16 protein-coding genes, 1 tRNA gene, 1 pseudogene and 2 riboswitches are annotated in these 19,084 nt (G+C 28.2%); of the genes and pseudogenes, 5 read left to right on the top strand and 13 right to left on the bottom strand.

What is annotated here, in order from left to right:
• The first annotated feature begins 340 nt into the window (after window positions 1-340).
• On the top strand, window positions 341-1,765 hold the full coding sequence (locus CLCHR_RS20700) for an aspartate ammonia-lyase (RefSeq protein ID WP_079441815.1): 1,425 nt from the start codon (window positions 341-343) through the stop codon (window positions 1,763-1,765).
• 304 nt (window positions 1,766-2,069) lie between these two features.
• On the opposite strand, the gene CLCHR_RS20705 is transcribed toward CLCHR_RS20700, so the two are convergent.
• The 3 genes from CLCHR_RS20705 to CLCHR_RS20715 form a co-directional block, all read right to left on the bottom strand.
• Window positions 2,070-2,687, bottom strand: coding sequence for a DUF6304 family protein (locus tag CLCHR_RS20705; protein WP_079441816.1), 618 nt, complete (start codon window positions 2,685-2,687; stop codon window positions 2,070-2,072).
• A 113-nt stretch (window positions 2,688-2,800) separates the two neighbouring features.
• On the bottom strand, window positions 2,801-3,157 hold the full coding sequence (locus CLCHR_RS20710; RefSeq protein WP_079441817.1) for a hypothetical protein: 357 nt from the start codon (window positions 3,155-3,157) through the stop codon (window positions 2,801-2,803).
• A gap of 100 nt (window positions 3,158-3,257) precedes the next feature.
• Window positions 3,258-3,824, bottom strand: coding sequence for a phosphatase PAP2 family protein (locus CLCHR_RS20715; protein WP_079441818.1), 567 nt, complete (start codon window positions 3,822-3,824; stop codon window positions 3,258-3,260).
• Between the two features lie 172 nt (window positions 3,825-3,996).
• Here CLCHR_RS20715 and CLCHR_RS20720 point away from each other — a divergent pair, with 172 nt between their 5' ends.
• Window positions 3,997-4,386: a bacteriohemerythrin gene (locus CLCHR_RS20720; RefSeq protein ID WP_079441819.1), complete on the top strand. Its 390-nt coding sequence runs from the start codon at window positions 3,997-3,999 to the stop codon at window positions 4,384-4,386.
• A 79-nt stretch (window positions 4,387-4,465) separates the two neighbouring features.
• On the opposite strand, the gene CLCHR_RS20725 is transcribed toward CLCHR_RS20720, so the two are convergent.
• The 5 genes from CLCHR_RS20725 to CLCHR_RS20745 form a co-directional block, all read right to left on the bottom strand.
• Window positions 4,466-5,551 (bottom strand): GGDEF domain-containing protein, encoded by a 1,086-nt coding sequence (locus CLCHR_RS20725; RefSeq protein ID WP_079441820.1) that lies wholly within the window; start codon window positions 5,549-5,551, stop codon window positions 4,466-4,468.
• A gap of 186 nt (window positions 5,552-5,737) precedes the next feature.
• Window positions 5,738-6,121, bottom strand: coding sequence for a response regulator (locus tag CLCHR_RS20730; protein ID WP_079441821.1), 384 nt, complete (start codon window positions 6,119-6,121; stop codon window positions 5,738-5,740).
• A 127-nt stretch (window positions 6,122-6,248) separates the two neighbouring features.
• Window positions 6,249-6,332: riboswitch (cyclic di-GMP riboswitch) on the bottom strand.
• A 230-nt stretch (window positions 6,333-6,562) separates the two neighbouring features.
• Window positions 6,563-6,766 (bottom strand): hypothetical protein, encoded by a 204-nt coding sequence (locus tag CLCHR_RS20735; RefSeq protein WP_079441822.1) that lies wholly within the window; start codon window positions 6,764-6,766, stop codon window positions 6,563-6,565.
• Between the two features lie 98 nt (window positions 6,767-6,864).
• A riboswitch (cyclic di-GMP riboswitch) is annotated at window positions 6,865-6,948 on the bottom strand.
• A gap of 314 nt (window positions 6,949-7,262) precedes the next feature.
• A complete protein-coding gene (locus CLCHR_RS20740) occupies window positions 7,263-8,264 on the bottom strand; it encodes a GGGtGRT protein (protein ID WP_079441823.1) in 1,002 nt (333 codons plus the stop codon).
• 25 nt (window positions 8,265-8,289) lie between these two features.
• Window positions 8,290-8,982 carry an iron-sulfur cluster assembly scaffold protein gene (locus tag CLCHR_RS20745; RefSeq protein WP_079441824.1) on the bottom strand — a complete coding sequence of 231 codons (693 nt, stop codon included), beginning with the start codon at window positions 8,980-8,982 and terminating at the stop codon, window positions 8,290-8,292.
• A 371-nt stretch (window positions 8,983-9,353) separates the two neighbouring features.
• On the opposite strand from CLCHR_RS20745, the gene CLCHR_RS20750 reads away from it, so the two are divergent.
• Window positions 9,354-9,439, top strand: a tRNA-Leu gene (locus CLCHR_RS20750).
• Between the two features lie 499 nt (window positions 9,440-9,938).
• Here CLCHR_RS20750 and CLCHR_RS20755 read toward each other — a convergent pair.
• The 4 genes from CLCHR_RS20755 to CLCHR_RS20770 form a co-directional block, all read right to left on the bottom strand.
• Window positions 9,939-10,856 (bottom strand): bacteriophage abortive infection AbiH family protein, encoded by a 918-nt coding sequence (locus CLCHR_RS20755; protein WP_079441825.1) that lies wholly within the window; start codon window positions 10,854-10,856, stop codon window positions 9,939-9,941.
• A 217-nt stretch (window positions 10,857-11,073) separates the two neighbouring features.
• On the bottom strand, window positions 11,074-11,931 hold the full coding sequence (locus tag CLCHR_RS20760) for an HNH endonuclease (protein ID WP_079441826.1): 858 nt from the start codon (window positions 11,929-11,931) through the stop codon (window positions 11,074-11,076).
• Entirely contained in the window at window positions 11,918-13,573 is a 1,656-nt protein-coding gene (locus tag CLCHR_RS20765; protein WP_079441827.1) for an AAA family ATPase, read from the bottom strand. The genes CLCHR_RS20760 and CLCHR_RS20765 overlap by 14 nt, the downstream gene beginning before the upstream one ends.
• Before the next feature lie 318 nt (window positions 13,574-13,891).
• On the bottom strand, window positions 13,892-14,791 hold the full coding sequence (locus CLCHR_RS20770) for an N-acetylmuramoyl-L-alanine amidase (RefSeq protein ID WP_079441828.1): 900 nt from the start codon (window positions 14,789-14,791) through the stop codon (window positions 13,892-13,894).
• Window positions 14,792-14,912: 121 nt separating this feature from the next.
• On the opposite strand from CLCHR_RS20770, the gene CLCHR_RS20775 reads away from it, so the two are divergent.
• Entirely contained in the window at window positions 14,913-15,422 is a 510-nt protein-coding gene (locus tag CLCHR_RS20775; RefSeq protein ID WP_079441829.1) for a sigma-70 family RNA polymerase sigma factor, read from the top strand.
• A 94-nt stretch (window positions 15,423-15,516) separates the two neighbouring features.
• Window positions 15,517-16,662 (top strand): IS256 family transposase, encoded by a 1,146-nt coding sequence (locus CLCHR_RS20780; protein ID WP_079441830.1) that lies wholly within the window; start codon window positions 15,517-15,519, stop codon window positions 16,660-16,662.
• 359 nt (window positions 16,663-17,021) lie between these two features.
• On the opposite strand, the pseudogene CLCHR_RS20785 reads toward CLCHR_RS20780, so the two are convergent.
• A pseudogene (locus tag CLCHR_RS20785) lies at window positions 17,022-19,084 on the bottom strand (hypothetical protein); the annotation flags it as partial.

Below are 19,084 nucleotides of genomic sequence, written 5' to 3' on the forward strand. Positions count from 1 at the left end.
ATATAAATTATATGTTTATATTCTACAAAACTCGAATATTTAGCAAAAGTTTTATACTTATATTCGCATTTTTACTTTTAATTTCTAGCTTTATAAAATTAAGCATCTTTATATCTGAAATAATTTTAATTAAGTATATTATACTCTTTTTTAGATTTTTTTCACAATTCTTTTTCTAATATTTACATTAAGATTAAAGCATGATAATCTTCATTTCAAGAGGACAAATAAAAAAATAAATATTTAATTTTTTAGATTTAAAATCTATTTCTTTTATATATACGAGAGTTAATAACCTATTAATTTAAATTTTAAACAAAATGAAAGTGGGGAATTCTAAATGAAAATTCGAATGGAATCAGATTCAATAGGAAGTATGGAAGTGCCAGCAGAGGCTTATTATGGTGTACAATCTTTAAGAGCTAATAATAATTTTCATATAACAGGAAAAACTTTGCATAAAGATTTAATAATAAGTCTTGCGGAAATAAAAAAAGCAGCTGCAATTACTAATAGAGATGCAGGTCTTTTAACTACTACTATTGCTAATGCTATAATAAATGCTTGTAATGAAATTATTTGCGGAAAATTACTTGAGGAATTTATAGTTGATCCTATTCAAGGTGGTGCAGGAACTTCTGCAAATATGAATGCTAATGAAGTAATAGCTAATCGCGCTATTGAATTACTTGGCTCATTCAAAGGCAACTATGACATCGTTCATCCAAATGATCATGTTAATATGGCTCAATCAACTAATGATGTATTCCCAACTGCTGGAAAACTAACAGTTTTAAAAATGCTTCCAAGAACAATTTCGGAGCTTCATAGTTTATATAATGCTCTTAAAATAAAATCGTTAGAATTTGATAATATAATAAAAATGGGACGTACCCAACTTCAAGATGCAGTTCCTATGAGACTCGGACAATCATTTAATGCTTTTGCATCAATGGTAATGCGTGATATCAAGCGTTTAGAAGAAGCTCAAAAAGAAATGCTTACTGTAAACATTGGCGCCACTGCTATCGGGACATCTATAAACGTGAGTACTGAATATTTTGAAAATATCATCCCAAACCTAAGAAAAGTCAGTGGATTTAAAATAGAGCAAGCCAAAGATTTAATTGATGCTACTCAAAATCTTGATAGCTTTGTAAGTATTTCAAATGCTTTAAAGACATGTGCTGTTAATCTTTCTAAAATGGCTAATGATCTTAGATTATTGTCCAGCGGACCTAAAACTGGATTTGCTGAAATAAACTTGCCTCCAATGCAAAATGGTTCATCAATTATGCCAGGTAAAGTAAATCCTGTTATTTTAGAAGTAGTTTCTCAAGTCGCATTTAACATTATAGGTAATGATTTTACTATAACTATGGCTGCTGAAGGCGGCCAGTTAGAATTAAACGCCTTCGAACCAGTTCTTTTCTATAACTTATTTGAATCTATCGAAACGCTTCAACATGCTACTAGAACTTTAGTAAATAACTGCGTTTTAGGAATAACTGCAAATGAAGATAGATGTAAAGAACTTTTAGATAACAGTGTAGGAATGGTAACAGCTCTTTGTCCCTATATTGGATATAAAAAATCTTCACAAATTGCAAAAAAATCATTAGAATCCGGCATTCCTGTGAAGGAACTTGTATTAAGTGAAGGATTGCTATCATTAATGGAATTAGATAGAATTCTAGATCCAATTTCAATGACAGAATTGAATCCTTCAATTATTATGGAAGAGAAAGCAAGCGAAGCCATTTAGATGCATAATATATATTTTCACTTTTATTTTTATTTCACTTTAGAAAAAGGTAGTAATCTTCTATGCGAATACAAAAAATTACTGCCTTTTTAATCCTTTTATAATTTTAGCTAAAGATTTATTTATGTATATTTTTATAAAACATGAATATTTTTTACTTATTTACGTATACTTATAATGTACATGATCTTAATAAATTGTTGTATTAACCTAAAGAGGCAGCATATGCAATATATGCTGCCTCTTTATTATTTTTCTTTTTCTAATCATAATAACTTTTCAAATAATCTCCAAACATCGAAACTCAACTTATACAATATTCATTATTTATATAAGTAATAGGTATTTTCTCATATCTCTCAAAATTCTTATTATTTTGGCTACTCCATAAATTCATATAATCTTTATTTAAATCATTATCTAACTCTTGAGATATTATTTTTCCACGTAAAGGATTTTCCTTGTTGGACTCAAAGTAAACCGCTCCAAATATAGAAGAAAAATTATCTTCTATTTCATATCCTCTAGGCAGTTCCTTCTTTATTTTATGCAGCAATTCATATAAGTCATATCCTTCCACTTCACAAGTTACATCTTGCGAAAATAAAGAAAGTGAATTATTATAATAATTCTTTTGTCTTTCAACATGCAGCACAAACTCTTCTACATAATAGCTTTTATTATAAGCCAGCAGCAAAGGAATCTTAATATCTATAGAGTATTCTACTAATTCATTATCCTTTAATTCAAAAGTATGTTCAGCTCCTTCAAGTCCCTTAGTATAAAATTCAAAGTTGAAACTATCATTTTCAAAAATGTTATTCCTTACTTTAAGCCGAAAACCACTTTTTGAAAAGTATACCTCTGCTTGTTCACACCCAAAATTATCAGTATACAAAGCAGAATATTTTAATTTGACCATATAGTATATATACCCCTCCTATATTTAATTTTTCTCTCCTACCCATTTTTCTCAAATTCAAAAGTCCAAATCATCATACCATAATTATCCATAAATTTCAAAGGTTATTTTCGTTATAAAATAAAAGTTAAATTTTGGGGTTCAAAAAATGATAACTCATGCTTTTTAGCAAGTTCCTGAATTAAATCATTTACATATTCAGCCTTGCTTATCACACAAGACATTATTATATGGCCCTCAGATTTATCAAAAGCAATACTCCAAGGACATAAATCTAAGTTATTTATTTCCTCTTCCCCGATATCATCTATTTCCGGATGTTTTGATGTTAATTCTTCATAGAAATCCTGTATTCGTTGCGTCGGCCCAATCAGCGAAGTATCCCCTTCACATAATTTCTCATATAGTTTTCCTGCCTCTTCTTCATTTTTAACACTTTTACTATGCCACACTGCACAATCCCAGCTCATTATTTAATCCCCCTGAAAATTATATTTTAATTGTCGTTTCTATGGAATTTTACGTTTAATATCTTTTTATACCAATTTAGTATATTCTTATTATAAGATATTATTTTTCTTTTTTGAAATGATATTTATTAATATTTTTCTTTTTAATTTCATTAAATATAAATATAGTTGAACCACCTATCAATCCCCCGATAATAGCACCCGCAAAAACGTCAGACGGATAATGTACATATAAATATAGTCTAGAAAATCCAATAAGAGTTCCTAAAATAAGAGCATAAATTCCTGCTTTTCTGTTCATATAATATATAATTACTGCAGATGCAAATGAACTCATTGTATGCCCTGATGGAAATGAGAAATCCTTTGGCGGACTTATCAGAAGCACATCTAGTATTGGTCTTGCATCGAAAGGACGAGCTCTAGCAACCAAAGGTTTTAAACTGAAATTTCCTACAATTAAACATAATAATAATGAAAATATAATCATATATCCATATTTTCTATACTTATTACTTGCAATAAGTATAAGTCCAGCAATAGACCATATTGTTAATTTATTCCCCAAACTTGTTATCAAAGGCATTGCTATATCTAAAATAGTGTTTCTCATATGCAATTGAATAAATTGTAGGATAGTATTATCTATACTTTGAATAATATTCATATAACCACATTCTTTTCCTTTCTGTATAATGATAAAACAATATTTAGGTTATTCACCTAAAAAATAAATATCATTTTTATTTATCTATAGTCATTTTTCGTATTTAAAAGTATAATTATAATGTATTTAACTATTTCATTATATTATATTTATAGAAAGAAGGTAATTATTTATGTACAAATTTAAAGATGAATATAGAACTGGAATTGATTTTATTGACGAACAACATAAAGTACTCTTTGAGATAGCTGATAAAACTTATAATCTTTTAAAAAATGATTTTGCTCTTGATAAATACGATAGAATAGTTGGACTAATAGAAGAATTACAAGATTATACCGCATTCCATTTCAACGCAGAAGAAGAATATATGCAAAAAATAAATTATAAGAGAATGTTTACTCAAAAAGTTGCTCATGATGCTTTTATTAAAAGAATCAATGATGTAAATTTTTCAAAGATAGATGAAAATCAAGAAGAATATATAACTAAAATCCTTCAACTTTTAAATGATTGGCTAACTGAACATATACTAGAAAACGACATGCTTATCGGAAAATAAGTTCTTTATTTAGAAACTCCTTTTAAAAAAGTTCTAGTTATAATACTTCCACCATGCATTATAACTAGAACTTTTTTATTTACTTATTATCAGCCGAACACACTCTATCTCTTCCAGTTTGCTTTGCTTTATATAAAGAGTCATCTGCCTGTTTTAGTAGCATTTCAATATTATCAGTTGATTCCGGGTAAGCAGATACCCCTACAGAAACAGTAATTCTTATTATTCTACCAGCAACAATTTCAAACTCATGATTCTTTACTTCATCACATATTCTTTTTCCTATATCTATAGCCCTATCTTTAGAGCAATCAATTAGTAAGACACAAAATTCTTCTCCTCCAACTCTTGATACAGCATCAAATACTCTACAAGTATTTTTTAAAATAACAGCTAATTCTCTTAAAATTATATCTCCAACTGCATGACCGTATGTATCATTAACACGCTTAAAATGATCTATATCAACCATTAAGCAGGATAACTTTTCATCCTTTTCCTTTGCATTTGCGACACTTTTATTAAATATCAAATCAAATTGCCTTGTATTATTTAATCCAGTCAAAAAATCTTTTGTAGCCTCATTTTTATATCTCTTATACAATTCATTTGATGACCTAACATATTTTAATAAATAATAAGACAATATAGCTGCAATCGTCGAAATAATAAAATACTCCAAAAGTATCTTAAAAACATTATCCTCATTAAATAACAAGTAATAATATGTACCTATTATGAAAAACGTATTAACTAAGTATATCGCCAACCACTTTTTAACCATATTTAACTTCAATTTACTAATTATTGGATATGACAATATTATTATTAGAATTTGAAAAACTGCAACTATTGATGATTGATTTATTCCAAAATATAAAGTCCTAAATATAACTACAATTATTCCTGTAATTAGTGACGGTAGAATTCCACCAATGTAATATATTAACATTAATGCTATAACTCTTAAATCTACTAAAGTTTTTGTACTGTCAATATTTATTGAGTAAATCATCATACCTATTGCGAGAATTCCACCTCCTAAACCAAGTAAAATATTTGTGCAAATTTTGGAGTTGCATTCAAAAGGTGCATCCTTAAATAAATGTCCACCTATAAATATTGCTGAAATTAAAAGAAGTATATTAATAAAAAAGTTACTCATTATCCTCACCTCCAATTCTATTTCTTTAGCTATAGGTATATAAATAATAGTTATTGTTTAAAATTTATTATTACAATTATACCACTAACTACCTTTTATGACAAATAGTTTGTATTTAAATTAAAAGCCCAATACAAGGCCAATTTTAGCCTTGTATGAGCTTTTGATTTATTAGTTTATCCATGGTTATTTCGAAAATATTTTTTCCACTAGTTCAATTAATTCATCAATAATCATATCTTTTTTTATAAAATAAGTAGCCCCCAATGCTTCACACACACCTAGCTCGTTCGAAAAGTTATTTTCTCCACCGTCTGAAAGGACAATTACGTTTATATTACTATATTCTTCTCTTAATTCTACTACAAGTTCTAAACCAGTTTTTTGTGGCATATATATATCCGTGATTATTAAATCAATATTTCCTGATTTTTTATATATCTCGATTCCTTCTTCACCATTTGATGCTTCAATTACATTATAATCTGCATTTTCCAAGATAAGACTTATAAATTTTCTAACACTTGGCATGTCCTCAACCAATAATATATTTTTTTGCTTCTCACTCATTACTTTTCACCCTTCCTTTTCTGATTTTACTATACAAACTCAATATTTACGCAATAACTCATTTTTTATATTGTTATCTATTTCATATATAAAAAAAGACCAATAAAAACTAATATATTTCTAATTAGTTTAAATTGGTCGGTTGCACAACTAGCTCTAAATCCTTAAAGTGCCCAAATATAAAGAATTTTTCATAGCTTCCAATCTTGATATTATTATTCGAAATTTATGTCTATGTTATCATAATTATGCAAAAGATTCAATATTAAACATATAATATGTTAACTACAAATTCGACATCGTTCGAATAGATCATCATTTCTTCAGAAAGTTTAATCTAATTATTCTCTTTTCTTTCGTTCTCTTCTTGTTTCTTTATTTTGCTTAAAGTAATCTTTATTGTATATTCCATATCTTCTGTACCTCACACTAAAATACTCATTAAAATGAATAATGAATCTTTATATAAGTATTATCAATTATTTTATATTTGAATTTCGCTTTAATGCTATTAATAGCTGAGATTTTTTCTAAATAATACATATCTGCTAAAGTTAAATCTCCTAATTCTGAAACAAATTCAAACTCTGAGTTTGTTTTCAAATTATCATTTATAACCTTTATAATTTTATCTCTTGTATTCATAACACATCCACCTCTTATATAAATAATTTTAAAATTTAATTTATCACTTATTTTATAAATAAAAAAACCAATCAAAACTAATTATAAAAAATAAATTAGTTTTGATTGGTGGGTTGCATCATTAACTCCAAATTCTCAAGATGCCCAAATAAAGAGAATTCTTCATAGTTCCCAATCCTGTATACATATGTAATTTTATGTCTTTATATGTATATATTATCACATTCATACAAGAAAAATCAACATTAAATGCAATATTTTCCTAATAACATTGTAAATTTTATTTAATAATTTTATCAATTATAGTATAAACCCTGTCTAAATCTAGAGATTTATAGTCTTTTACAAAATTAATATTCTGCCGCCCCTATATATAAATAGCTTTCCATATTGCTTTTTATTTATAAAAAAATACACACATCTATAGATATTAAAATCTATTAGATGTGTGTATTTAAATCAATCCATTCTAACCTTATTAAGCTAGTATTTTAGCCTATTTAGTAAGAGCTTCTTGAACTGCAACTGCAACTGCAACAGTCATACCAACCATTGGGTTGTTACCTGCTCCGATTAATCCCATCATTTCAACGTGAGCTGGAACTGATGAAGATCCTGCGAATTGTGCATCTGAGTGCATTCTTCCCATAGTATCAGTCATACCATAAGAAGCTGGACCTGCTCCCATGTTATCTGGGTGAAGAGTTCTTCCTGTACCACCACCTGATGCTACTGAGAAGTATTTCTTACCTTGTTCGATACATTCTTTTTTGTATGTTCCAGCAACTGGATGTTGGAATCTTGTTGGGTTAGTTGAGTTACCAGTGATTGATACGTCAACGCCTTCCATATGCATGATTGCAACACCTTCTCTAACGTCGTCAGCACCGTAACATCTTACTTTTGCTCTTTCTCCGTCTGAGTATGCTTTTTCTTTAACTACTTTAACTTCTCCAGTGTAGTAGTCAAATTGAGTTTGAACATATGTGAAACCATTGATTCTTGAAATGATGAATGCAGCATCTTTTCCAAGACCGTTTAAGATAACTCTTAATGGTTCTTTTCTTACTCTGTTAGCTTTTTCAGCTATTTTGATAGCACCTTCAGCAGCAGCGAAACTTTCGTGTCCTGCTAAGAATGCGAAACATTTAGTTTCTTCTCTTAAAAGCATAGCTCCTAAGTTTCCGTGTCCTAGACCAACTTTTCTGTCGTCTGCAACAGATCCTGGGATACAAAATGCTTGTAATCCTTCTCCGATTGCTTCAGCAGCATCAGCAGCTTTAACGCAACCTTTCTTTATTGCTATAGCAGCACCTAAAACGTATGCCCATCCAGCGTTTTCGAATGCGATTGGTTGAGTTTCTTTAGCAATTGTATATGCATCCACTCCAACTTCAGCACAAACTGCCTTTGCATCTTCTAGAGTTTTCATTCCGTATTTTTCTAATACTGGAGTGATTTGGTTAATTCTTCTTTCATAACTTTCAAATAATGCCATTTTAAAAATCCTCCTTTACAAATAATTATTTATGTCTTGGGTCTAATAATTCAACAGCGTCAGCAACTCTTCCGTATTGACCTTTAGCAGCTTCTAATGCTTCGTTAGCATCCATACCTTTAGCGATACTTTCCATCATTTTTCCTAAGTTAACAAACTTATATCCAATGATTTCTTTGTCTGCATCAACAGCAACATCAGTAACATAACCTTCTGCCATTTCAAGGTATCTTGGTCCTTTAGCTAAAGTTCCGTACATAGTACCAACTTGAGATCTTAACCCTTTTCCTAAATCTTCAAGACCTGCTCCGATAGGTAGTCCATCTTCTGAGAAAGCAGTTTGAGTTCTTCCATAAACGATTTGTAAGAATAATTCTCTCATAGCTGTGTTTATAGCATCACAAACTAAGTCTGTGTTTAATGCTTCTAATATAGTCTTTCCTGGTAATATTTCTGAAGCCATAGCAGCTGAATGAGTCATTCCTGAACATCCAATTGTTTCAACTAACGCCTCTTGGATAATACCACCTTTAACGTTTAATGTTAATTTACAAGCACCTTGTTGTGGCGCACACCAACCTATTCCGTGAGTTAAACCTGATATATCAGTAACTTCTTTAGATTGAACCCATCTTCCTTCTTGAGGAATTGGCGCAGATCCGTGATTAGGACCTTTAGCAAGTACACACATTTCTTCAACTTCTTTTGAATACATCATATATTTTTGCTCCTCCCTAATTAATAGATAATTACAAATATTAAATCTTATTTCTAAGTCTTAAAATTGCAGTTGGGCATAAAATAACCCAGTGGGGCACTTTTCCCTAATCCTATTCTAGCAAATGATTGGACATGCTACAACCTTTATTTAAAAATTTATGCACATTTATCTACTTTTATTTGAAAATCTACACTAGAAAAGAATAAAAATCTTTTATTAGCTTTAATTAGATAAAATACTGTCTAATATTTTTATTATGTATAAACTAATGGATAATGTATGATTATTTTCCACAAAAAATAAAAAATGAAAAATACCTATTGAAATATTTTTTAAGACGTGATACAATAATTTTTGTCAGTTTACGTGCCGCTGTGATGGAATGGCAGACGTGGTGGACTCAAAATCCTCTGGTAGTGATACCGTGCCGGTTCGAGTCCGGCCAGCGGCACCATTTATTTTGGTTGATTGCTGTATTACTTGGTTTAAATACCTTGTAGTACAGCTTTTTTTATGTGTTTCCCACTTTTTTTCCCACTTCTGCAATAAATCCTGTTTTTCCCATACCTTTATCACTCAAACCCGCTGATAATGCGCATTATAGAGGTTTGTAATATTTTAATAATAAATCCATATTATTTTAATATTTTCCTTTTTGACATCCATCTATTTAAGTTAAATTCATGCTTATACTTACCACTAATTGTTAATTTAAACTCCTTAAGATCTTAATAAATACTTCAAATTTATATTAAAAAATTATCTATAATAAAAAAATTTCAATAAAGAACATATAGCGCTTATTCGTTACATGTCCATTATTGAAATCTTATTATATTAATTTATATATTACTTCTATAATTTAGAGCACAATTATGAATAATGGGAAGTTTTCTTTATAATGAATACCAATTATACTTGAATCATTAGAATTATATACAAATGTAAATGCATCAAACAATATCATAAAATTCTATGGAATCTTTCATCTCTATCTGTCTTTTATTAATACCAAATTTTATTAAATTCTTATACATCTGATTTATTTTATCTTTATCATAATAATATACCTTCCACTTTACTTTAGCTTTTGTATAAGAATTAATTGCACCAAAATATGGCATATCTACACCTGCTAATGAATGTCCAATCACAATTACCTCTTCTATTTTTTCATTTTGTAGAGAAACTAATTTATGTATATAGTTACTCACATTTTTATATGTATAATTATAATAATCCTCTATAACGCTACTTATACTTGATTCCTTCTCATCAAATATTTCATCTGCTTTTTCATGCCTTTCTTTAATCTCCTCAATTCTTTTATGATTTCCATGACCTATTATTGGATTACCATCACGCATTCTTAGTGACCCATGAATATGTATAATTTTATTCTCACTTATTTTATATACATTTTCCAAAACACTTGTATAATTAAAAGTAACATACATATCATTGCTTTTAGATTCGATTATTGTAGTTCTTGGCAATAGATCACGTATTCTTATACTTTGTATCCAAAGTTTTAGATAATAAGGTAATTGTTTTATATACCTAAACTCCTCCGAAAAATATGTATATAAAGTATCTTCAATTCCAATATCCCCACTTTCCAATCCCATATCTATTGATACTGCGTTTTCTATTATTACGCCTTCATCTATATTAGCTAAATTACTTTCAAATTCATTCCAAAGCATTTGTTGCTTTTCTTCATCTGAAAAACCAGGATAAATATTATAATTACTTTCAAAACTATATAAAAAGTCAGGATAACATTTTTCCAAAAAGGTTCTAAAATCCCAATAACCAGTTTTTAAATTATGACCTCTATCAAATCCATTTCCAATAATAAATAATTTCATTAGCTCCCCCTATTATCCTTAATATATCTTTACTTTTCAAATAAAATTATTATATACTTTAATTTCTTATTATTAGCCTAATGAGCATATATTTCACTTATACAATAACTATTAATAACAAAATCTCCTTGCTGTTAAGTAAAACTGTTATCCACAGCCAGTTCCCCAAGGTATTTCCTATATAATAAAAAGATTTTTAGCTTACTTATCTTTACAACTAATCCTGTTCAACACTTAATTTTTGTGGTATATAGGTATTCATACACCAATTGTTTTCTAGAACGCTTTTAAATCCAGAGTATGACCATGGTTTGTTACCCTGTTTTTTAAAATATTTCACTTTTCCTTCAACTAATCTCTCTATCATTTTTTTATCCATAACTGGAAACATCTCCTTTATTTCCTCTATATATCCGATAAAATCTGTAAAATCAGCAATAAAATCCCCTTGATACAATTTATTCAACTTTAGCTTTTCAAAGTGAAGCTTAACTCTTTTATAAGTATCTTCATCCCATCCTTCTAGCTTTTCAATGTAGAATTGAAATCCTATATTAAAATTTTCAATTACTTTACACTTTAAAAATAGTAATATATCATTAGCAACTTCATCGTAATATGGATGAAGAAGCATTCCTTCTCTTTTAGTTGAATAATAGTTGTCTTTATCTTCATTACATTCTTTGCAAATTGGAACAAGATTATTAGCTGTAATCGCAAATGATGGAAATATTGACTTTGGCAGATAGTGATCTAATTGCCTGACTGTCCTGGTAAAATAATTGCAATATGGACAAATTTCTACTGAACTCCTTATTTTTTGATAAATCTCATATGAATCTTTGTAGCTTTTATTAGAGCTACTAAATCTATTGCTATACGTGTTTTTCATATATTGTTCAAATTTATTATCTATTCTTGAGAATTCATTTTCTTCATTTAGAAATTCCTCAACATCATAAATATTTTGATCATATTCATTTGATTTTTGTATTATTCTATCTTTATAATCAAGATTCTTAAATGAATTACAGATATCATCCTGTGTAATACTAGGCTTATCAATTTTCTTCATTATCTTTCACCGCCTTATTAACTAGACTTTGAATTAATACTTGTCCTAAATAGCCCACATTATTATCAAACTTCTTAAAAGTTTTTTCAAAATCACTCTCAAGTTCTCTTTCAATCAATTGGTAAAATCCAGTTTTAATAAGTTCAAGTCCAAAAACTTCCCTTGTTAACGAGTCGGTGCTCGTAGCAAATGATTCTATTTTTATTCTTGAAAAATACATATCTTTTTTTGTTCTATCCACTTTATTCACACAGTCTTTGGGGACTTCCTGCAATACTATTGGTGAGTGTGTTGCTATTAGTGCCACAGCATTCTTCTTAACTAGAAGATATGAAAGTGTCCTAATATAGGTTGATAGTAAAGGTGGATGTAAATGCGTTTCTGGTTCATCAATTAAAACAATTGTCTTTTCATGTATTGATTCTGCTAATAATGTTAAAGAAAGAATTATAATCATGTGACCAGAACTTAGTTTTCCAAAATTATCTTCAACTTCCTTAGTAGCTTTTTTTCCATTTATAGTTCTTTCATTATCCTCTGATAAATAAGAAACTTCTTTATTATTGTTTTCAAAATAGGTTTCTAAAATTTTAATAAAACCATTATCATAAAACATTGGATCAGTATTTAAATTTCTACAAGTATCTAAATATGTTTCTACCTTATTTTTACTTATGCTTATTTTCTTTAAAGCTTCAAGAAATTCATTTGACAGATCATCAACAGACTTAATTTTTGTCTTACCATCTTTTTGATTTTTACTTACCGAACCAATATATTGGTATTTTTTTCTAAATTCATCAATTAATTTTTGATCCTTATTCTTAGCATTCATCATATCAATTGACAGCGCATCATCAAAAACACTAAATGATAAGCCAATAATACCTGCAAAACTATTTTGAGGACACTCAATAGAAAATTCATCACTTATTGGGTATTTTTTTGACTTTTCTAATTCAGTAATACTTATACCACTATTTTCAAGTAACTTACAAGCAATATTACGCAAAAGCCATGTTTTACCCACACCGTTTCTACCAATTAATATGTGAATATTACTTAGGGGTAGCGAATTAGGTATAACATTAATATCAATTTGCTCCTCATTATATTTAAAAGCAAACGAGTATTTCGTTAGTTCTGCTTCTCCTTTTGTAATTCTATTAAATTGTTCTATATTAGAAATGTACAAATTTCTCATCAATGAATTTCTTAAGCATGATTCGACTCCATCATATAAATCCTTAAATCTATTGTAATTATAAGACAAGTCTTTCAATGCATCATAATATTCTGTACTTTCATCTTCAAAAAATTCGTTGACTCTTTTATAATATCCAATCTCTTGACCTAAAGAAAAAAAATCATCTGGCAATTCATTAAATACATCAGTTGGAATTAACTTTTTAATTGAATACGATGAGTAACCATTAGTTGAGTTCCCTGATTCGACTTTACTAGATAATGAAATGCATCCTATTTTTACTGTTCCAAGTTCTACTGCATTAACTGAATCATCATATTTATAATAGGACGTAAATGTAGTACAGTATGAGTAATCATCCCAATGATTATAAATAAGGTAAACAACCCCTTTTTCTTCTGCATCATAATAATTTTCTATTCGTTTAAATTTCATTTTTTATACCTCAATAAAATAATAAAAATATATATTTTTTTACACCTCGTAAATATAATCTTATATTTATGTTATATCTTAGATGGTGATTTAAATAGATGTTCATAATGGTTTATTAAATAATTCTACAAATGTCATCAACTTATCATTATAGACATTATAAGAATCACAATATTAATTCCTATCAACTTTTCACAAAATAATAAAGATACGCTATATCTTCTATAAATAGCATATCCTTATTATACTACAATATTTTATTAATTTACCTATATTTTCCTTATAAAATCACATTATTTTTACAATATCTCATACAAATTAAATTTTTAACCACTCTCCATTCTTATCAACCCTATACCCATCAGGCGTAAAACAATCACAATACATCTGACCGTATTCATTAAAAGCATAGCATCCATTATCAATCCAAATCCATAGTGGTTTCTCTTTACTTCCTCTAACCATCTTGCAATTTGAATCTAGGTAGTACCAAGATTTAATTTCTTCATTATAGTACCAAGAATTTTGAAGGGCATAGCCTCTTGAATCAAAAATATACCACTCTCCGTCAATCTCTTTCCATCCATTTTGTGAGGTATAATAATACTTATTTTTAATATCGTTGCAATACCACCAGCCAGCATCATTTCTATTCCATCCTAGCTTCCATTCTCCATCATTTGTATTATCAACTCTAATTAGTCCATTAACAATAGCACTTGCAATAACTTCTGGATTATAAACCTCTGCATCATTACTATCGGCAAACAAACATTCAACTAAAATTGCTGGCATTACTGTATTATTAAGGACAATAAGACTTCTTTTTTTTACTCCTCTGTTTGGCAAATTTAATTCACTTGATAATGAATTACATATTTTAGCTGAATATTGATTAGCTACCTCTGATTTTCCTGTAACGCAGACTTCTGGACCAGTCCCTCCCCCTGCGTTAATATGAATTTCTACATATATATCCACTTCAGAATGCTTTGCAATTCCATTAGCTTCATTTGCTCTAATATAACAATCTTCAAATGTATAACTATTACTTTTATCAATTCTTAGTAAATTAACACCATATCCTTTCTCCTTTAAGTATTCCGCTAATAAAGTTCCAATTTCCCTATTGCAACTACTTTCATCAAGTCTATCAATAACTCCACATCCAATATTCCTACTCGCAGTATGACCTACTGCTATAATAAATTTTTTCATTTTATACACCCCCACATGAGATATATGCTATTTTGTCATATATACTAAATATAGAGATTATTTTTTTATAACCTGCTATATAACCCAAAATAATATTTATTAATAAATATAGGAGGTCTATATGGATTTTAATTATGTTGAAGAATTAGTTTACAAATGCAAAAATGGAGATAAATTATCAAAAGAAAAGTTAGTAGAGGAATTTAGGCCTTTAATAATTAATATCTCTAAAAAAACTTTTATTGATGGTTATGACATTCATGATTTGCATAATGAATGTTATAAAACTCTTTTTAAATGTCTTGAACTATATAATTTAGAAAAACATAGATTTGTTGCTTATGCTACAAATGCAATTAAAAATAATATGAATGATTTTATTAAGAGAACTAAAACCAAAAGCTCTACTGAAGGAAATGAAGCTCTAAGTCTTCATGATGATATTGAAAAAGATTTACCATCCAATGATATTGGATTAGATGATTTATTTTGCAGCGAATGTGATTATACTGATTTAAGATTAGCACTTAACAATTTAAACGAAGACGAAAAGGAACTTATTGACTTTCTATTCTTTAAAGATAATACAATTCAAACCTATGCTTATATAAAGAATAGGGAATGTAGCTAGATTTGCGTAAAACAAATCTACTACATTCTTTTTTTGTATTGTTTAATGGTAGATTTGGAATAATATACTTTAAAATAACAAGGGAGGATTCCAAATGAAATTGCCAGATATTGATTATCAAGAAGAAATTAAAAAGTGTAAAAGTATGGATGATGTTGTAGGTAAGAACGGATTAATGCAAAAGCTATTAAAAGATGTTATGCAACAATTGCTTGAAGCCGAAATGGATGAACATTTAGGCAGAGAGAAGTATGAAAGAGCCGATAACGAAAGTGAAAAGAACTATAGAAATGGATATTCTAAAAAAGATGTTAGAAGTAGTTACGGGGAGGTACCTATAGATATTCCACGAGATAGGAAATCAGAGTTTGAGCCAAGAGACATTCAATCCGAACTTGAAGAGCTCTATGGTATAGATATCTCTCCATCAATGATATCAAAAATAACAGATAAAGTTATGGATGCAGCGGCAGAATGGCGAAACAGAATGTTAGACCCAGTATATCCTATAGTATATATGGATGCTATTCATTTTAATGTAAGAGACGAACATAGAATTGTTTCCAAAGCAACATACATTTGTATGGGTGTTGATATGAATGGTTATAAATATATTTGGGGAATTTGGATAGGCGAAGCCGAAGGAGCAAAATTTTGGTTAAGTGTGTGTAATGATTTAAATAATCGTGGTGTTAGAGATATCTTAATTGCATGCATGGATGGTTTAAGAGGTTTACCAGACGCAATTAGAGCTGTTTTTCCAAAGGTATGTATTCAAAATTGTATAATACATCAAATAAGAAATTCCATAAAATATGTCTCTTATAAAAACAGAAAAGAATTTATGAAAGATTTAAAGCTTGTTTATAAAGCAGATACAGAAGAAATTGCGCTAGCGCAGCTCGATGAATTGAAGAAAAAATGGGATAATCTTTATGATTCTGTAATTGATTCATGGTATGAAAACTGGGATAAATTATCTACATATTTTTCTTATACTAAAGAAATTAGAAAGATGATTTATACTACAAATACACTTGAAGGTTTTAATAGACAGCTAAGAAAATTCACTAAGATTAGAACTGTATTTCCAACTGATGATTCATTACGAAAGTCATTGTATTTAGCAACAGACCAGGTTATGAAAAAATGGACTTCACCGCTTCCAAACTGGGAGGTTACACTTTTAAAATTTGAAATAATGTTTAAAGAAAGAATCAACGAAGCGTTAGCAGTATAGCTTGTCCCTTTTATGAAATTATGTATATATTATCTCTTTTGGCACAAACTAAAAATATAATGCTATCCAGTTTTAGTATTTCAAAAGAAAGACAAAAATATAACTGGAAATGAAATTTCCAGTTATATAGCATACCAAATATTCAATTTACACAAGTTATTCTACATTCTCAATATAAGTTTTTCTGTTGGGTTTATTTTATCACTTAAGTTTATGCTGCCGCTACTCGTCGATTTTTTGACGCTTACGAATGAATATGAGAAGATTAGTAGAATGTTTGCTTAAAGCTAGGCTTGGCCTAGCTTATTACTTTTTCACACAAAATATAATCGGGCTTCTAATTGATCATAAAGAATATTTTAATTCACATTCATATCTACGCAAATATGATATAAATTAGTAGACTCATTATTTCTTATGTGCTTAGTCAATCCAATTCTTAAGTTAGTATATTTACTTTCAATAATTGATGGACTTCCTAAATTTTTAAACTTACTCCACGGCTTAGAAACATCTTCAAGATAGTTTTTCCAAAAATCCTGAAAACTAGTTCCTAAATAATATACTACTATAAAATTAAATTTAAGCCCATTAGCATCATACTTGAAAATTTTCTCTAAATGCTTATTTAAATAACTTCTATTTGTACCCGTTAAATTAAGTGCTTCAATTATCGAAAATGGAATTCCAGATTCCTCAGTAATTAAAATATCTACTTCTCCAGCTTGTTTTCCATTACTTGAATCTCCCCAAAGTGTCTGATCTTTAATTTTATATCCTTGGGCTTCTAACAAATTAGCAATAAATGAATTTCTATCATTTTCTGATACCTTCCTATTTGTGTATATTTTTGTTCCTTGCAATTTAATACATGTGTAAATAACAGATTCGAGTAAATTTTTATATGAATATTTTTTTTCTGAATTAGCTATATTTAATTTATCATTAGCTACAGTATCCTTTAAATATCTAATATCAATATACTCCCAACTGTTACTTAAATACTTATCAGATTCCTTGTGCCATTTTTCCAATACCATCTTATCATTAGGAAATAATTGTTTTAAATTATATAATGCTTCCCCTCCTTTATCACTTCCATTATCAACCAAATAATAAAGTAAACTTTCTTTCTTGCTATCAAAATCTATCTCTGCAGAAATTGAATTCTCAAATGAACTACCATCAAATCTACTTATAAAATCACTAATATAAACATCTTTTTCATTATTAAAATTTATATATAAATTAGAAATTTCTTCAGGTGAATATTGGTTTAAAAAATTAAAATTATATTCTTCATCTCCTAGCACTTTGATAAATTTAGCTGTAAATCCTATACACGTTTCAGCCCAATTTTGAATCATTCTAAAAACATCATCTCTTCCTTTAGTAAAAAAAGTGCCAAGAAAAAATAGTTTTAATTTCAAATCATCACAATTAACATTATTAAGAATTTTATCAGCATACCGTATTGCTTTCCTATCTTTCATATTATATAAAAAATTAAAGATACCTTTCTTTTTATAAACATTAATTTCATTTGAGATAAGATAACTATATAATATCTCAGATATATGCTCATTCCAAACATATTTAAAAACACTAAGATTGCCTTCTATCAAACCACATCCCATATAGTCATTATCAATATTTATAGTTGCTACTCGAATAAATTCATCAGGTATTTTATTATATACAACCTTAAGCAAATATTCATTAATTGGTTCAAATTTAAAAATATTCATTATCCAATTTTCTAATTTACTTTCTTCAATATTTTTAAAAAATTCCGGTTCCTCTTCTAATAATATACTAATAAGTATCTCATGTTCTGCCTTACAAACATGTAAAGTTTTTTCTTTCTCATTTGACTTATAACTAGAAAAATACTTTTTAGCTGCATACAATATAGTCGCCTTATTAGTTAAGTTGTTCCAATCAATTGCATCTAAAGCGTTTAATCGAGGATCAATAAACTGTGACAACATATTATATTCCCATATTTCATAATTGTTTCTTTTCAGTAATTCTTCTACTAGACTACACCAATAATCTATCCCTTTATTGGCAATATTGTTGCAAATGTAAAATAGATATTCAAATTCGGTTTCATTGCTTAAATCATATTCTAATAAATTTTTCTTAGTTTTATTATTATCTTTCACAATAAATTTATCAGATTTCAAATATATTTTTTCTAATTTATCATCTCCTATATTTTCTTTCAAAAGATTAAAATTTTTTTCAACCTTCATCCACTCATTAAAATATTCAATACTTTTAGTATAAATATTTTCATCAAATATGAAATTAATCAATTCAATTATCTCTTCCGAACTAAGATTACTAACTTTATATTTAAAAATAATATTAACTATTTTATCTATTAACATATTATTTTGTTTATTTAATATATTCT

Source organism: Clostridium chromiireducens, assembly GCF_002029255.1.
Taxonomy (GTDB): domain Bacteria; phylum Bacillota; class Clostridia; order Clostridiales; family Clostridiaceae; genus Clostridium; species Clostridium chromiireducens.

Excerpts from the sequence above, each read along its gene's own strand:
- CLCHR_RS20705 (WP_079441816.1), bottom strand. The coding sequence starts at position 2,687 with ATGGTCAAATTAAAATATTCTGCTTTGTATACTGATAATTTTGGGTGT.
- CLCHR_RS20740 (WP_079441823.1), bottom strand. The coding sequence starts at position 8,264 with ATGGCATTATTTGAAAGTTATGAAAGAAGAATTAACCAAATCACTCCA.
- CLCHR_RS20780 (WP_079441830.1), top strand. The coding sequence starts at position 15,517 with ATGAAATTGCCAGATATTGATTATCAAGAAGAAATTAAAAAGTGTAAA.
- CLCHR_RS20755 (WP_079441825.1), bottom strand. The coding sequence starts at position 10,856 with ATGAAATTATTTATTATTGGAAATGGATTTGATAGAGGTCATAATTTA.
- CLCHR_RS20725 (WP_079441820.1), bottom strand. The coding sequence starts at position 5,551 with ATGAGTAACTTTTTTATTAATATACTTCTTTTAATTTCAGCAATATTT.
- CLCHR_RS20715 (WP_079441818.1), bottom strand. The coding sequence starts at position 3,824 with ATGAATATTATTCAAAGTATAGATAATACTATCCTACAATTTATTCAA.
- CLCHR_RS20770 (WP_079441828.1), bottom strand. The coding sequence starts at position 14,791 with ATGAAAAAATTTATTATAGCAGTAGGTCATACTGCGAGTAGGAATATT.
- CLCHR_RS20710 (WP_079441817.1), bottom strand. The coding sequence starts at position 3,157 with ATGAGCTGGGATTGTGCAGTGTGGCATAGTAAAAGTGTTAAAAATGAA.
- CLCHR_RS20745 (WP_079441824.1), bottom strand. The coding sequence starts at position 8,982 with ATGATGTATTCAAAAGAAGTTGAAGAAATGTGTGTACTTGCTAAAGGT.
- CLCHR_RS20730 (WP_079441821.1), bottom strand. The coding sequence starts at position 6,121 with ATGAGTGAGAAGCAAAAAAATATATTATTGGTTGAGGACATGCCAAGT.
- CLCHR_RS20700 (WP_079441815.1), top strand. The coding sequence starts at position 341 with ATGAAAATTCGAATGGAATCAGATTCAATAGGAAGTATGGAAGTGCCA.
- CLCHR_RS20765 (WP_079441827.1), bottom strand. The coding sequence starts at position 13,573 with ATGAAATTTAAACGAATAGAAAATTATTATGATGCAGAAGAAAAAGGG.
- CLCHR_RS20720 (WP_079441819.1), top strand. The coding sequence starts at position 3,997 with ATGTACAAATTTAAAGATGAATATAGAACTGGAATTGATTTTATTGAC.
- CLCHR_RS20760 (WP_079441826.1), bottom strand. The coding sequence starts at position 11,931 with ATGAAGAAAATTGATAAGCCTAGTATTACACAGGATGATATCTGTAAT.
- CLCHR_RS20775 (WP_079441829.1), top strand. The coding sequence starts at position 14,913 with ATGGATTTTAATTATGTTGAAGAATTAGTTTACAAATGCAAAAATGGA.
- CLCHR_RS20735 (WP_079441822.1), bottom strand. The coding sequence starts at position 6,766 with ATGAATACAAGAGATAAAATTATAAAGGTTATAAATGATAATTTGAAA.